11 protein-coding genes are annotated in these 12847 nt (G+C 60.7%); 4 read left to right on the plus strand and 7 right to left on the minus strand.

The annotated features are described in order from the left end of the window. Positions 1 to 56 precede the first annotated feature (56 nt). From accC to M5B97_RS18840, 5 genes are all read right to left on the minus strand, one after another. Positions 57 to 1418, minus strand: coding sequence for an acetyl-CoA carboxylase biotin carboxylase subunit (gene accC, locus M5B97_RS18820; protein ID WP_248732299.1), 1362 nt, complete (start codon positions 1416 to 1418; stop codon positions 57 to 59). Between the two features lie 17 nt (positions 1419 to 1435). Next, entirely contained in the window at positions 1436 to 1900 is a 465-nt protein-coding gene (accB, locus tag M5B97_RS18825; RefSeq protein WP_134660952.1) for an acetyl-CoA carboxylase biotin carboxyl carrier protein, read from the minus strand. 24 nt (positions 1901 to 1924) lie between these two features. Then, complete coding sequence (gene aroQ, locus M5B97_RS18830; protein WP_010213488.1) at positions 1925 to 2380, minus strand: type II 3-dehydroquinate dehydratase; 456 nt, start codon at positions 2378 to 2380, stop codon at positions 1925 to 1927. A gap of 228 nt (positions 2381 to 2608) precedes the next feature. Continuing rightward, positions 2609 to 4570 carry a methyl-accepting chemotaxis protein gene (locus M5B97_RS18835; protein WP_123716046.1) on the minus strand — a complete coding sequence of 654 codons (1962 nt, stop codon included), beginning with the start codon at positions 4568 to 4570 and terminating at the stop codon, positions 2609 to 2611. A gap of 53 nt (positions 4571 to 4623) precedes the next feature. Continuing rightward, positions 4624 to 6294 (minus strand): PleD family two-component system response regulator, encoded by a 1671-nt coding sequence (locus M5B97_RS18840; RefSeq protein WP_248732300.1) that lies wholly within the window; start codon positions 6292 to 6294, stop codon positions 4624 to 4626. 299 nt (positions 6295 to 6593) lie between these two features. Between M5B97_RS18840 and M5B97_RS18845 the strand changes: the two genes are divergently transcribed. The 4 genes from M5B97_RS18845 to speA all read left to right on the plus strand — a co-directional run bounded on the left by M5B97_RS18845 (position 6594) and on the right by speA (position 10809). Next, entirely contained in the window at positions 6594 to 7661 is a 1068-nt protein-coding gene (locus M5B97_RS18845; protein WP_134660950.1) for a DUF2333 family protein, read from the plus strand. Between the two features lie 2 nt (positions 7662 to 7663). Beyond that, positions 7664 to 8200, plus strand: a complete 537-nt coding sequence (locus M5B97_RS18850) for an NUDIX hydrolase (protein WP_248732301.1) — start codon at positions 7664 to 7666, stop codon at positions 8198 to 8200. 182 nt (positions 8201 to 8382) lie between these two features. Beyond that, positions 8383 to 8754 carry a translation initiation factor Sui1 gene (locus M5B97_RS18855; RefSeq protein ID WP_123716043.1) on the plus strand — a complete coding sequence of 124 codons (372 nt, stop codon included), beginning with the start codon at positions 8383 to 8385 and terminating at the stop codon, positions 8752 to 8754. A 141-nt stretch (positions 8755 to 8895) separates the two neighbouring features. Beyond that, complete coding sequence (speA, locus tag M5B97_RS18860) at positions 8896 to 10809, plus strand: arginine decarboxylase (RefSeq protein WP_123716042.1); 1914 nt, start codon at positions 8896 to 8898, stop codon at positions 10807 to 10809. A 242-nt stretch (positions 10810 to 11051) separates the two neighbouring features. On the opposite strand, the gene M5B97_RS18865 is transcribed toward speA, so the two are convergent. Continuing rightward, positions 11052 to 12395: an MATE family efflux transporter gene (locus M5B97_RS18865; protein WP_248732302.1), complete on the minus strand. Its 1344-nt coding sequence runs from the start codon at positions 12393 to 12395 to the stop codon at positions 11052 to 11054. Between the two features lie 3 nt (positions 12396 to 12398). Beyond that, positions 12399 to 12692 (minus strand): hypothetical protein, encoded by a 294-nt coding sequence (locus tag M5B97_RS18870; RefSeq protein ID WP_123716040.1) that lies wholly within the window; start codon positions 12690 to 12692, stop codon positions 12399 to 12401. Positions 12693 to 12847 lie beyond the last annotated feature (155 nt).

Genomic DNA, 12847 nt, shown 5'->3' on the forward strand with positions numbered 1-12847 from the left:
AAAACCGGCCCACAAACAACAAAGCCGCCCTGAGGCGGCTTTGTTGGGTAGAGCACTTACTGGTTGGCCAGCTTGTGTTCCAGGTAGTGAATGTTCACACCACCTTCGCAGAAGCCTTCATCACGAACCAGGTCCCGGTGCAGGGGGACGTTGGTCTTGATGCCGTCAACCACGATTTCGTCCAGAGCGTTACGCATGCGGGCCATGGCCTCGTCGCGGGTCGCGCCCCAGGTGATCAGCTTGCCGATCAGCGAGTCGTAGTTGGACGGAACCTTGTAGCCGCTATACAGGTGCGAGTCGACGCGAACGCCGTTGCCGCCTGGAGCATGGAAATGCTTGACCAGGCCTGGGCTCGGCATAAAGGTTTTCGGGTCTTCGGCGTTGATCCGGCACTCCAGGGAGTGGCCGTGGATCTTCACGTCGTCCTGGGTGAAGGACAGCGCGTTGCCAGCGGCGATGCTCAGCATCTCCTTGACAATGTCGACACCGGTGACCATCTCCGTAACCGGGTGCTCTACCTGCACACGAGTGTTCATCTCGATGAAGTAGAAGCGGCCGTTCTCGTAGAGGAACTCGAAGGTGCCGGCACCACGGTAGTTGATGTCGATGCAGGCCTTGACGCAGCGAGCCAGGACTTCCTGGCGAGCCTTTTCGTCCAGGCCCGGTGCCGGAGCTTCTTCCAGCACCTTCTGGTGACGACGTTGCAGCGAGCAATCGCGGTCGCCCAAGTGCACGGCGTGGCCCTGGCCATCGGAGAGCACCTGCACTTCCACGTGACGTGGGTTGGTCAGGTACTTTTCCAGGTAGACCATCGGGTTGCCAAACCAGGCGCCAGCTTCAGCGCGGGTCTGCTTGGCCGCTTCGATCAGGTCTTCTTCCTTGTGCACCACGCGCATGCCGCGACCACCGCCACCACCAGCGGCTTTGATGATCACCGGGTAACCGACTTCGCGACCGATGCGCAGGGCGGTTTGCTCGTCTTCAGGCAGCGGGCCATCAGAACCAGGAACGGTTGGCACGCCGGTCGCAATCATCGCGTCCTTGGCTGACACCTTGTCGCCCATCAGGCGAATGGTATCGGCTTTGGGGCCAATGAAGGCGAAGCCGGATTTTTCCACCTGTTCGGCGAAGTCGGCGTTTTCCGCGAGGAAGCCGTAACCCGGGTGGATGCCATCAGCGCCGGTCACTTCTGCCGCGGCGATGATGTTCGGGATGTTCAGGTAGGAGTTCGAGGCCAGTGGCGGGCCGATGCAAATGCTTTCATCGGCCAGTTTCACGTGCATCAATTCGGTATCGGCCGTCGAGTAAACAGCGACGGTCTTGATGCCCTCTTCCTTACAGGCGCGCAGGATACGCAGCGCGATCTCGCCGCGGTTGGCGATCAGGACTTTTTGCAGTTTCTTCGCAGGGGTCAACATCGAAGGCGCTCCGCGGTTCAAACGATGGTGAACAGCGGCTGGTCGTACTCAACCGGCTGACCGTTTTCTACCAGGATGGATTCGATGACGCCGGCTTTTTCAGCGGTGATGTGGTTCATCATCTTCATCGCTTCAACGATGCAGATGGTGTCGCCCACTTTCACGGTTTTGCCGACTTCGACGAAGGCTGGCGAACCCGGAGCCGGGGTGCGGTAGAAAGTACCGACCATTGGCGACTTGACCACGAAACCATTCAGCGCTGGTGCGGCCGGGGCTGCAGGTGCGGCGGCGGCAACGGGTGCGGCGGCCGGAGCAGCGGCGGCTGGTGCCGGTGCCTGCATCTGTGGGGCGTAGTACTGTTGGGCCGGGGTCTTGCTGTGACGGCTGATCCGTACGGACTCTTCGCCTTCCTTGATTTCCAGCTCGTCGATACCGGATTCTTCCAGCAGTTCGATCAGTTTCTTAACTTTACGGATATCCATGAATCATCAACTCCCAAGGGTCGGTCAGGGGCGCTTGGCCGGTTGTTCAAGTTGTTCCAGGGCGGCCTCCAGGGCCAGTCGGTAACCGCTGGCGCCAAGGCCGCAGATCACTCCTACCGCTACGTCGGAGAAATAAGAGTGATGGCGGAAAGCTTCGCGTTTGTGCACGTTGGACAAATGCACTTCGATGAATGGGATGCTCACCGCCAGCAGCGCGTCACGTAAAGCAACGCTTGTATGCGTAAAAGCGGCTGGATTGATCAAGATAAAGTCCACGCCTTCGCCGCGCGCGGCATGGATACGATCAATCAATTCGTACTCGGCATTGCTTTGCAGGTAGAGCAGATGGTGGCCGGCTTCACGAGCCCGTCGTTCAAGATCAAGGTTGATCTGATCCAGGGTCACTGCCCCGTAGACGCCCGGTTCGCGGGTGCCGAGCAGGTTCAGATTGGGTCCGTGAAGAACCAGTAAGGTCGCCATCGGCTGTTCCTTGTTATTGATTGGGTACGGCAGAACCCGGCGACTATGCCGCAAAGCCTTTGTGACTGTCCAGTTCTATGCAGTAGGCGGCACGATTACCGAGGATTGCGCGAAATTTGTGACTGAAGCTTTGGATCCAGTCATGGCTGATACAGTCAGGAAGCACTGGAGATCCAATGTGGAGGGCAAGCCCTCTCCCACATTTGATTTCCATGATGGAAGGTCGTGTCAAACACGGAAGGCTTGCACGGCCGTATTGAGTTGCCCGCCGAGCACCAACAGGTGCTCACCCTGACGGCGCCCTTGACCGATGCGCAGCAAGTTATCCTCACCCATTTGGTGAATCCGCTCACTGTTATCGCGAATTTCACTGACTGCGCCACTCTGCTGTGCAGTCACATCGGCGATGCGCACTGCCGTCTCGGAGATGGTCTGTATCGCTCCGACGATTTCATCCAGCGCGCCATCCGCCGCCTGTGCCTGCTGGGCCGTGGCTTCGGCATGTTCGACCTGGGCGCGCATGCCTTGCACCGATTGGTGTGCGGCGGTTTGCAGGCCGGCGATCAGGTCTTGGATTTGCGCCGTGGCGCCCGCCGTGCGTTGGGCCAGGGAGCGAACCTCATCGGCGACCACGGCAAATCCGCGCCCGGCCTCACCGGCGCGAGCGGCTTCGATGGCGGCGTTGAGGGCGAGCAGGTTGGTCTGGTCGGCGATCGAGCGGATCACCGTCAGCACGCCGCCGATCGTGGCGGACTCCTCGGCCAGTTTTTCGATCATCTGCGCGTTTTGCTGAACCTCGCCGACCAGTGCATGCAGCCCGGTGAGGCTCAGGCCGATCACCCGCTGGCCTTGTTCCACCGCCTGGCCCGCGCTGCGACTGGCGTCGGCGGCCTGGCTTGCATCACCTGCCACTTGTTGGATGGTGGCTTCCAGCTCGCCCAGGGAGTCACGAATCTGCGCCGTATCGCCGGCCTGACGCTCGGCGCCGTCATGCAGGCCGCTGCTCAGTTCGGCGAGGGTACGGCTGCTGCCGGCGACTTCCTCGGCGTTGCCGCGAATGGTGCCGACCAAGTCCACCAGGTAGGCGCGCAGTCGGTTCAGGGAGGCTTCGATGTCGTGCAGCTCGCGGTTGGTCTTGCCCAGGGCGATCGGCTGGCTGAAGTCGCCTTCGGCCCAGGTCAAAAGGGCCGGGGCGAGATTGGTCAGTACCCGTGCCAGGCGCCGCTGCAGGGTATCGATCAACAGCGCGATCAGTAGGATCAGGCCGATCATCACGCCTTGCATCAGGCGCACTTCGCCCTGGATCTTGCCGTGCTGCGCGCGCACCACGGGTTCCAGGCCGGCGATGGCTTGCTGCACGGCGGCGATTTTCAAATGGGTGCTCGAGGCGAGGTTGGCGCGTTGCTGGATCTGCTCGCGCGTGCGCTTGAGTTCGGCAGGGTAGCGGGTCAGCAAGCTGTTGAGCTCGCGTTTGAGATCGACGCCAGTGTCTTGCGCTTCGGTCTTCTCGTTGTTTTCCAGGCCCATCATGGCGGAGAAGTCGTCGGCGCCGGATTCGGTACTGGCTTTGACGCCAAGCAAGGGCAGTTGCGCCAACAGGTCGGCCTGGGTGCGGATGCTGGCCAGTTCTCGCTCTACATCGTCGGCCAGTTCGGCGCGTCCGCTGCTGACCAGCTTGTCGCGAGCCAGGGACAACTTGCCCAGATGCTGGGACGCGTCCAGCAGGGGCGGCAGGTAGCGCGCCGCCTCAGGCGAGTTGACGCCTATGGCGTACTGGCTCAGTTGTTCCAGGTTCGCCCCCATTTCGCGTTCGGCTTGCAGCAACAGCGCCTGCGGGTCACCCGCCAGTTTGCCGGCGGCCAGCAGGTCGGTTTTGCTGAAGGTATCAAGGTCGACGAGGCTGGGGCGAAGGTTCTGGGCGAGGTCCGCCGGCAGTTCATCCAGATGTTGCAACAGGCCTTCCAGGCTCTGGTTGGCGCCGCTCAGCCGCAAGGCGTCGCCGCTGGCCAGGTAATCGTCGATATTGCGCGCGGCCTGGTTCTGAAAAGTCTGGGACAGCCCCAGGTAACGTTCCATCAGCAGGTAAGGTCGCTCCAGCGCCCGTTGCGACCACCACAGTGTCGCACCCAGTGCCAGGCACACGGCCACCAACAGAAGGGTATTGAGATTGGTCAGCAGCTTCAGGCGCATGCGTGGTTTCAACCGACAGCAAAAGATAAGTGCCTGAAGTTATTGCGTTTCTGTTACACAGTTATGACGGTATCACTGGATTCCGGTGAAAAGATGGCACTTTGCCTCGATGTGCGCGCAGCCAGTACGCGGTTGCGTCCTGCGCCTTTGGCACGGTACAGCGCCTCGTCGGCCTGGGCGGCCATCATCAGGCTGTCGGAGCCGTCGCACAGCTCAACCAGGCCGGCGCTGAACGTGCACCACAAATCCTCGGGTTGGGCCGGGTAATGAATTTCGGCAAAGCGCCCGCGGATTTCATCCAGCACCTTGCAGGCCGACTCCAGGTCGGTGTCGGGCATCACGATGGCGAATTCTTCACCGCCGTAGCGGCCGATATAGTCGGTCTTGCGCAAACGCTGCTTGAGAAACAGCGCCAGGCTCTTGATCACACGGTCGCCCATGGGGTGGCCGTGGCTGTCATTGACCCGTTTGAAGTGATCGATATCGAGCATGGCGAAGCTCAACGGCTTGTTCTCGCGGCGCGCGCGGAAGCTGCAGTCTTCGAGCAATTGCAGGATATGGGTGTGGTTATACAGGCCGGTCAGGCTGTCGCGCACCATCCGCGCCTTCAAGTTGCGCGCACGGGCGGCGCGATTGCGCACGGTGGTAATCAGGTGACGTGGCTTGATCGGCTTGGTGAGGAAGTCGTCGCCGCCTTCGCTCATGGCGTCCAGTTGTTTGTCCAGGTCATCCTCGGCCGACAGGTAGATGATCGGCACGCTGACGTAGCGGTCGTTATGACGGATCACCTTGGCCAGTTCGGTGCCTGTGCAGGCGGGCATGTACATGTCGAGGATGATCAGGTCCGGCTGGAAATCCGCCAGTTCAGCCATGGCCTGGATCGGTTCGATCAGCGTGCGGGTGACGATGCCTGCACTGTTGAGCAGCCGCTCGGTGTGCAGCGCCTGGGCGCGCGAGTCGTCGATGATCAGCACTTTATAGGGCTCGTACTGGGCGACGCAGGTCAGCACTTCGATCTTTTCCAGCAGGCTTGAAGCTTCCAGCGTGCCGGTAAGGAACTCCTGGCCACCGGCGCGTACGGCGGCCAGGCGGGTCGGCGTGTCGGTTTCATGCAGGCTGAAAAACAGCAGCGGCAGCTTTTGCTCCAGGCCCTCCTGGGCTTCGGCGGCGAGTTTGAGCCCCTGGCCTTCGCCGCAAAAGTCCACGTCCATCACGATGGCGGACGGCAGGCGCTCGGCCATCGACGCACGAAAGGCCGCGACGCTGTCCAGGGATTGGGCGCTCATGCCGAAAAACTCCAACTGCTTGGCCAGGCGCTCGGCGCGGTCGTGATCGGCCAGCATCACGTAGATCGGCTTGCGCATCGGCGGCAGGAACGTTTGGTCCAGCTGGTCGCCCTGGCGCAGGCCGGTGCGTGACAGGCGTTGCATCAGGCGGTTGAGTTCGGTGATCAGGTGGCTGCTCAAGCGCCCGCGATTTTCGTCCACAGCCTTCAGGGATTCGCCGATATGCCGCGCCAGCTGACTATGCTCCGGCTGTTCGAAGCGTTCGGCAAAGCGCAGCAGGCGCAGGTTGGCCTCGCTGAGTTCGGAAAAATCGGCGTTCGACCATTCGCTTCGTTGCAGGCGTTGCCAGATCTCAAGAATTTGACGTGCCTGATGAATTACCCGCTGGGCAAAATGGTGCTTGAGACGCTCACGGCTGGGGTCTTCTGGCTCGGTCATATCCTGACTACTAGTAAGGGTGCATGCTGAGGTCGACTGATGGCTCTATGCTAGCACCTCTTATCTGTTGCATGAGTGTCATACGTCAATTAAGTGCAAGTCTTGGCGATTCAGTTTTTGACTTCATGGTCGCGCAGCTAAAAAAGCGTTCATCCTTTATAGTCGAACACTCTCCGAACGCCACTTTCGTTTAAAAGGCCCGCACCGACGGGCACGATGGGGTAGGGTTGTGGTCGGAGTGTTTGAACGCACCCTGACAAGTGATGTGCATGAACTCAAGTGATTGAAAGGATATCGCCATGCTGGACTGGAAAAACCGTGAAGGCAGTGCCAAAGGCCCCGCCCCTGAGCCCAAGTCGGCCAACCGTGGCTACTTTCGCAACCTGCTGATGAGCAAAGCCTTGCTCAGCGTGTTGGGCTTGTACCTGTTGGTCACCGGTGCCCTGGGTTGGTACTGGAGCGAAGAGCCGGCGCTGTTCCCGGTCCAGCAAAATGCCCAGCTTGCCGCCGAGAAGGAAGGCAAGCAGATGGTGGTGGGCTACACCACTGTCGAAACCCTCAAGACAGTGGTCGGCACGTTGCTTAACAAGCCCGGCGGCTACATTTCCAACGACCGCTTCCCGCCTGGCCTGTGGATGGACAACATGCCGAGCTGGGAATACGGGGTGCTGGTGCAGGTACGTGACCTGACACGCGCCCTGCGTAAAGACTTTGCCCGCTCCCAGTCGCAGTCGGCTGAAGACGGCGACCTGGCCAAGGCCGAGCCTCGCTTCAACTTCGACAATAAGAGCTGGGTGCTGCCGTCCAGCGAGTCTGAATATCAGGAAGGTATCAATTCCCTGAGCCGCTATGAAGCGCGCCTGTCCGACCCGAACCAGAGGGGCGCGCTCTTCTACGCCCGAGCCGACAACCTGAACAACTGGCTGGGTGATGTCGCCACTCGCCTGGGCTCGCTGTCGCAACGTTTGTCGGCCAGTGTGGGCCGGGTGAAGCTGAACACCGCATTGAAAACCGAAGCCCTGGCGCCGGGTGAAGTGCCGCAGGTCGATGAGGAAGTGGTGGAAACGCCATGGATGCAGATCGACAACGTGTTCTACGAAGCCCGTGGCCAGGCGTGGGCGTTATCGCACCTGCTGCGCGCCATTGAAGTCGACTTTGCAGACGTCCTGGCCAAGAAGAACGCCACTGTGAGCGTGCGTCAGATCATCCGTGAGTTGGAAGCCTCGCAGGAAACCGTTTGGAGTCCTATGATTCTCAATGGCAGTGGTTTCGGCATTCTCGCCAACCACTCGTTGGTAATGGCCAACTATATTTCCCGGGCAAACGCTGCAGTGATCGATTTGCGTCAGCTCCTCAACCAGGGTTGATGATGGACGCTATTCAAAGGGAGGCCGCACACCGCGCGGCCTCCGACGCTGAACTGATCTGTTGGGTCGACGAGCAGGACAACCTGCTCGGGCACCTCGTCCGGTCAGACCTTCGCCAGCGCGGCCTGATCGGCCGCTGCACCTTTATCTTTTTGTTCAACTCCCGAGGGGAGCTGTGTGTGCATCGGCGCACCTTGAGCAAGGCGCTGTATCCCGGGTTCTGGGACACGGCGGCTGGCGGGATGGTGGAAAAGGATGAGAGCTACGCCGTTTCGGCTCGGCGCGAGCTTGCCGAGGAACTGGGTGTAACGGGTGTGGAACTGGTCGAACACGACCATTTCTACTTTGAGGATGGCGACAGCCGGCTCTGGTGCAGATCCTACTCCGCCGTGTGGGACGGCCCCCTGCGGTTGCAGCCCGAAGAGGTCATGGAAGCGCGCTTTTTACCCATTGAAGATGTCCTGCAGGAGGCTGAACAAAAGCCTTACTGCCCGGACGCTCAAGAGGGCTTGCGGCGCTATCTGGCCTCGCGTCGCTAAAGTTGTATAAATTGGCGCCATTTGGCTCTTAGCAAGTCGGCTTTTTGTGGTTACACTGCGCGACTTTTCACCCGAACCACCCTTTGCGGTTCGGTAGCGCTGCCCCTGCCTGAGTGGGGCTTCGCGGTCGGCGGCCTCTTCGCAGGTGCCGATCTGTCTTTGTCCTCCCAAGAGGATTGCCGGTGGCCAAAAAAGCCGCATCCTTCGCCGCCCTTGGTGGCCTGGTATTTTCCACCGATGCAGGTCGACACTGCCCGGACTGTAGTCAGCCCGTGGCCGCTTGCACCTGCAAACAGACCCTGATTCCTGAAGGCGACGGTATTGCCCGTGTACGACGCGAGAGCAAAGGCCGTGGCGGCAAGACGGTGACGACCATCACCGGCGTACCGCTGGCCGAAGATGCTCTGAAGGAACTGGCCACTACGCTGAAAAAGCGCTGTGGTACCGGCGGGGCGTTGAAAGACGGCGTCATCGAGATCCAGGGCGATCACGTCGAGTTGCTGTTGGCCGAGTTGATCAAGCTCGGGTACAAGGCCAAGAAGTCCGGCGGCTGAAAGCCTCTTCCCGACCTGTGTCTAAACTCTGTCCTGCGAGCGGGGTCTACCTTTCTTGCAGGCAAATCGTCATTTTCATTCTTTAGACTGCGCCAGCCTCACATGGGGCGGTGCCTTCGACTTCATTTATAGGGGACTTCGATGTCCGTACGACGCACACGCAAAGACGATGGCAGCCAATGGACAGTTGCGGACAGCCGCAGCGTTTACGGGATTCGCCATTGGGGGGCCGGGTATTTCGCGATCAATGATGCCGGTCGCGTTGAAGTCCGTCCGAACGGCCCGAACAGCACACCCGTCGATTTGTACGAGCAAGTCGACGAGTTGCGCAAAAGCGGCTTGTCTTTGCCGCTGCTGGTGCGTTTTCCCGACATCCTGCAAGACCGCGTGCGCCAACTGACCGGTGCGTTCGATTCGAACATCGAGCGCCTGGAATACCAGAGCAAGTACACCGCGCTTTATCCGATCAAGGTGAACCAGCAGGAAGCGGTGATCGAAAACATCATCGCCACCCAGAACGTATCCATCGGCCTGGAAGCCGGTTCCAAGCCGGAGCTGCTGGCCGTACTGGCCCTGGCGCCGAAAGGCGGCACTATCGTCTGCAACGGTTACAAAGACCGCGAGTTCATCCGCCTCGCGCTGATGGGCCAGAAGCTCGGCCACAACGTGTTCATTGTGATCGAGAAAGAATCCGAAGTCGGCCTGGTGATCGAAGAGGCCGCGAGCCTCAAGGTCAAGCCACAGGTTGGCCTGCGCGTGCGTCTGTCGTCGCTGGCGTCGAGCAAGTGGGCGGACACCGGAGGCGAGAAGTCCAAGTTCGGTTTGTCGGCCGCGCAGTTGCTGTCGGTGGTCGAGCGCTTCCGCGCTGCCGGCCTGGATCAGGGCATTCGTCTGCTGCACTTCCACATGGGTTCGCAGATCGCCAACCTGGCCGACTACCAGCATGGGTTCAAGGAAGCTATTCGTTACTACGGCGAACTGCGCAACCTCGGCCTGCCGGTGGATCACATTGACGTCGGCGGCGGCCTGGGCGTGGACTACGACGGTACGCACTCGCGTAACGCCAGCTCCATCAACTACGACATGGACGATTACGCCGGCGTAGTGGTGGGGATGCTCAAGGAATTCTGCGACGCGCAGAGTTTGCCGCACCCGCACATCTTCTCCGAAAGCGGCCGCTCCCTGACGGCGCATCACGCCATGCTGGTGGTGCAGGTCACCGACGTCGAGAAACACAACGACGACGTGCCGCAGATCGAGAACAAGGAAGCGCTGCCGGAGACCGTGCAGTGGCTGGTCGACCTGCTCGGCCCGACCGACATCGAAATGGTCACTGAGACCTACTGGCGCGCCACGCACTACATGAGCGATGTGGCCACCCAGTACGCCGACGGCAAACTGACCCTGGCCGAGAAAGCCCTGGCCGAACAATGCTACTTCGCCGTGTGCCGCCGCCTGCACAACTCGTTGAAGGCCCGCCAGCGCTCGCACCGCCAGGTGCTGGACGAACTCAACGACAAGCTGGCCGACAAGTACATCTGCAATTTCTCGGTGTTCCAGAGCCTGCCGGACACCTGGGCTATCGGCCAGGTGCTGCCGATCCTGCCGTTGCACCGTCTCGACGAAGAGCCGCTGCGCCGTGCGGTACTGCAGGACCTGACCTGCGACTCCGACGGCAAGATCAAGCAGTACGTCGACGAGCAGTCAATCGAGACCAGCCTGCCGGTGCATTCCTTGAACGAAGGTGAGGACTACCTGCTGGGTATCTTCCTGGTGGGCGCCTACCAGGAAATCCTGGGGGATATGCACAACCTGTTCGGCGATACCGACTCGGTGAACATTTACCAGCGTGAAGACGGTTCGGTGTACAGCGCCGGGATCGAGACCCATGACACCATCGAAGACATGTTGCGCTATGTGCACTTGTCGCCGGAGGAGTTGATGACTCACTACCGCGACAAGTGCGCCAGCGCGAAGATCAGCGCGAGTGAACGTACCCAGTTCCTTGACGCATTGCGCCTCGGGTTGACTCGCTCGTCTTACCTGTCGTCGTGAGGCGATAGCGTTTTAGCAAAAAACCGCCTTCTCAGGTAATGCCAGTCAGTTAAGCGATAGAGCGGACAACGAGTAACCTGTGGCGCGAGAGCTTGCTCCCGTTGGACTGCGTAGCAGGCCCAGCCTTTTCAAGCCTAAAGCTGGGGCCGCTTCGCGACCCAGCGGGAGCAAGCTCCCTCGCCACAGTGATCTATGCTCCTCCTTAACTGAATGGCATTTACCTTCTCAGGTGGGTTTTTATTTCATGGCTCGGCCAACCACCGGTTCTGAGTGTTCAGGCGCCAGCCGATGAATGCCAGGGTCAGGCTGCGCAGCGCCATAAAGAGCAGGAAAGTTATCCACAGGCCGTGGTTGCCCAGGCCCTGCAACGCCCAGGCGAATGGCAGTGCGAGCAAGACGGTCAGCAACATGCCATTGCGCATTTCCCGTGCCCGCGTTGCGCCGATAAACAGACCGTCCAGCAGGTAGCTCCATACGGCGATCAGCGGCAGTACCGCCAGATAAGGCAAGTAGCGGTCGGCAGTTTCGCGCACGCTGGCGATATCGGTTTGCATGGCGATAAACAGGTGGCCGCCGAAGGTGAACAGCAAGGCGAACCCCGTACTGGCGATCAATGACCACCCGCCGGCAACCACCAGTGAACGACGCAACGCCTGGCGATCATGGGCCCCAATGGCATGACCGCACAGTGCCTCCACTGCGTGTGCCAGGCCGTCCAGCGCGTGAGCCGTCAGCAGCAGGCCGTTGAGCAGCAGCGCATTGGCCGCCACGGTGGCGTCGCCCAGGCGTGCGCCTTGCACCGTGATCATGAAAAATACCGATTGCAGGGCGAGGCTGCGGATGAAAATGTCGCGGTTGACCGCCAGCAGTGGGCGCCAGCTTTGCCACCGCTTCAATGCAGCCCAGGCGATATGCCCGGGGTAGGCACGCAGGGCTTTCTGCGTCATCGCCAGGCCGAGCAGGGCGCCGGTCCACTCGGCCACGACGGACGCCCGCGCCGAACCGACGACGCCCCAATCCAGACCGAGCACGAACCACAGGTTCAAGGCGATGTTGACCAGATTGGTGGTCAGCAGGATCGCCAACGGCGCACGGGCGTTCTGTGTGCCGAGGAACCAGCCGACCAGCGCATAGCTGGACAGCGCGGCAGGCAGGCCGAACAAGCGCGTGTGGAAGAACTCGCGGGTCAGTTCAGTCAGTTCGGTGGACGGTTGCATCCACTCCAGCGCCAGATGGCTCAGGGGAATGCCTACCGTGCCCAGCAGTATCGCCAGGCCCAGCGCCAGCAACAGACCTTGCAGCAGGATTTGTCGCAACGCCGCGCCATCCCCGCGCCCGCTGGCTTGCGCGGCAAACCCGGTGGAGCCCATGCGCAAGAACCCCATGGCCCAGGCGAGAAAGGTGTACAGGCTGGCGCCGACAGCCACGGCACCCAGTTGATGGGCGTGGGGCAGGTGGCCGATGACCATGCTGTCTACCAGGGCCACCAGCGGCACCGAGATATTGGACAGGATCATCGGTGCAGCCAAGGCCCAGACGCGGCGATGAGTGGGGCGATGGCGCCAGTCGGTGAGTAAGGCTTTCAAGTATTAATGCACGACCCAGCTGAGCAGCCAGAGGCCCAGCATCAGCCAGATAATCCCGGCGATGATCGACGCCCGCATAAACGCGCGCACTGCCGAGTACAACAGCATCAGGCCGATGATCAGGGTAATGATGCTGATGATCGAGGTGTCCATGCCCAGCGTGCGCGACAGCCCATCGATGAAGTTGCCACCCGCGTGGGTCAAGGCGCCGAATAGCCCGCTGAGCCCGTCGACGATAAAGCGGATGATGGAACCGAGCGCCTGGCCCAACCATTCGAAAAAGCTTTCTACCTGCATGTGTGTGTCCTGATGAGAGGGTGGGCGTTGCTGTGCCTTTGGTTGCGATTGCGCCAGGCGAGTTCCCTATAAGCATAGAGGTTTGCCGTGGTGTAATCATGGGCTGTGTTTGGTGTCGATGGATTCACTTGCCTTGATGGCTCATCCGCCCGAAG

This window comes from Pseudomonas sp. MWU13-2517 (assembly GCF_023242545.1).
Lineage (GTDB): Bacteria > Pseudomonadota > Gammaproteobacteria > Pseudomonadales > Pseudomonadaceae > Aquipseudomonas.

What these genes read in the sequence shown, in the direction of transcription:
- accC (WP_248732299.1), bottom strand. Translation starts at nt 1,418, where the DNA reads ATGTTGACCCCTGCGAAGAAACTGCAAAAAGTCCTGATCGCCAACCGC.
- accB (WP_134660952.1), bottom strand. Translation starts at nt 1,900, where the DNA reads ATGGATATCCGTAAAGTTAAGAAACTGATCGAACTGCTGGAAGAATCC.
- aroQ (WP_010213488.1), bottom strand. Translation starts at nt 2,380, where the DNA reads ATGGCGACCTTACTGGTTCTTCACGGACCCAATCTGAACCTGCTCGGC.
- M5B97_RS18835 (WP_123716046.1), bottom strand. Translation starts at nt 4,570, where the DNA reads ATGCGCCTGAAGCTGCTGACCAATCTCAATACCCTTCTGTTGGTGGCC.
- M5B97_RS18840 (WP_248732300.1), bottom strand. Translation starts at nt 6,294, where the DNA reads ATGACCGAGCCAGAAGACCCCAGCCGTGAGCGTCTCAAGCACCATTTT.
- M5B97_RS18845 (WP_134660950.1), top strand. Translation starts at nt 6,594, where the DNA reads ATGCTGGACTGGAAAAACCGTGAAGGCAGTGCCAAAGGCCCCGCCCCT.
- M5B97_RS18850 (WP_248732301.1), top strand. Translation starts at nt 7,664, where the DNA reads ATGGACGCTATTCAAAGGGAGGCCGCACACCGCGCGGCCTCCGACGCT.
- speA (WP_123716042.1), top strand. Translation starts at nt 8,896, where the DNA reads ATGTCCGTACGACGCACACGCAAAGACGATGGCAGCCAATGGACAGTT.
- M5B97_RS18870 (WP_123716040.1), bottom strand. Translation starts at nt 12,692, where the DNA reads ATGCAGGTAGAAAGCTTTTTCGAATGGTTGGGCCAGGCGCTCGGTTCC.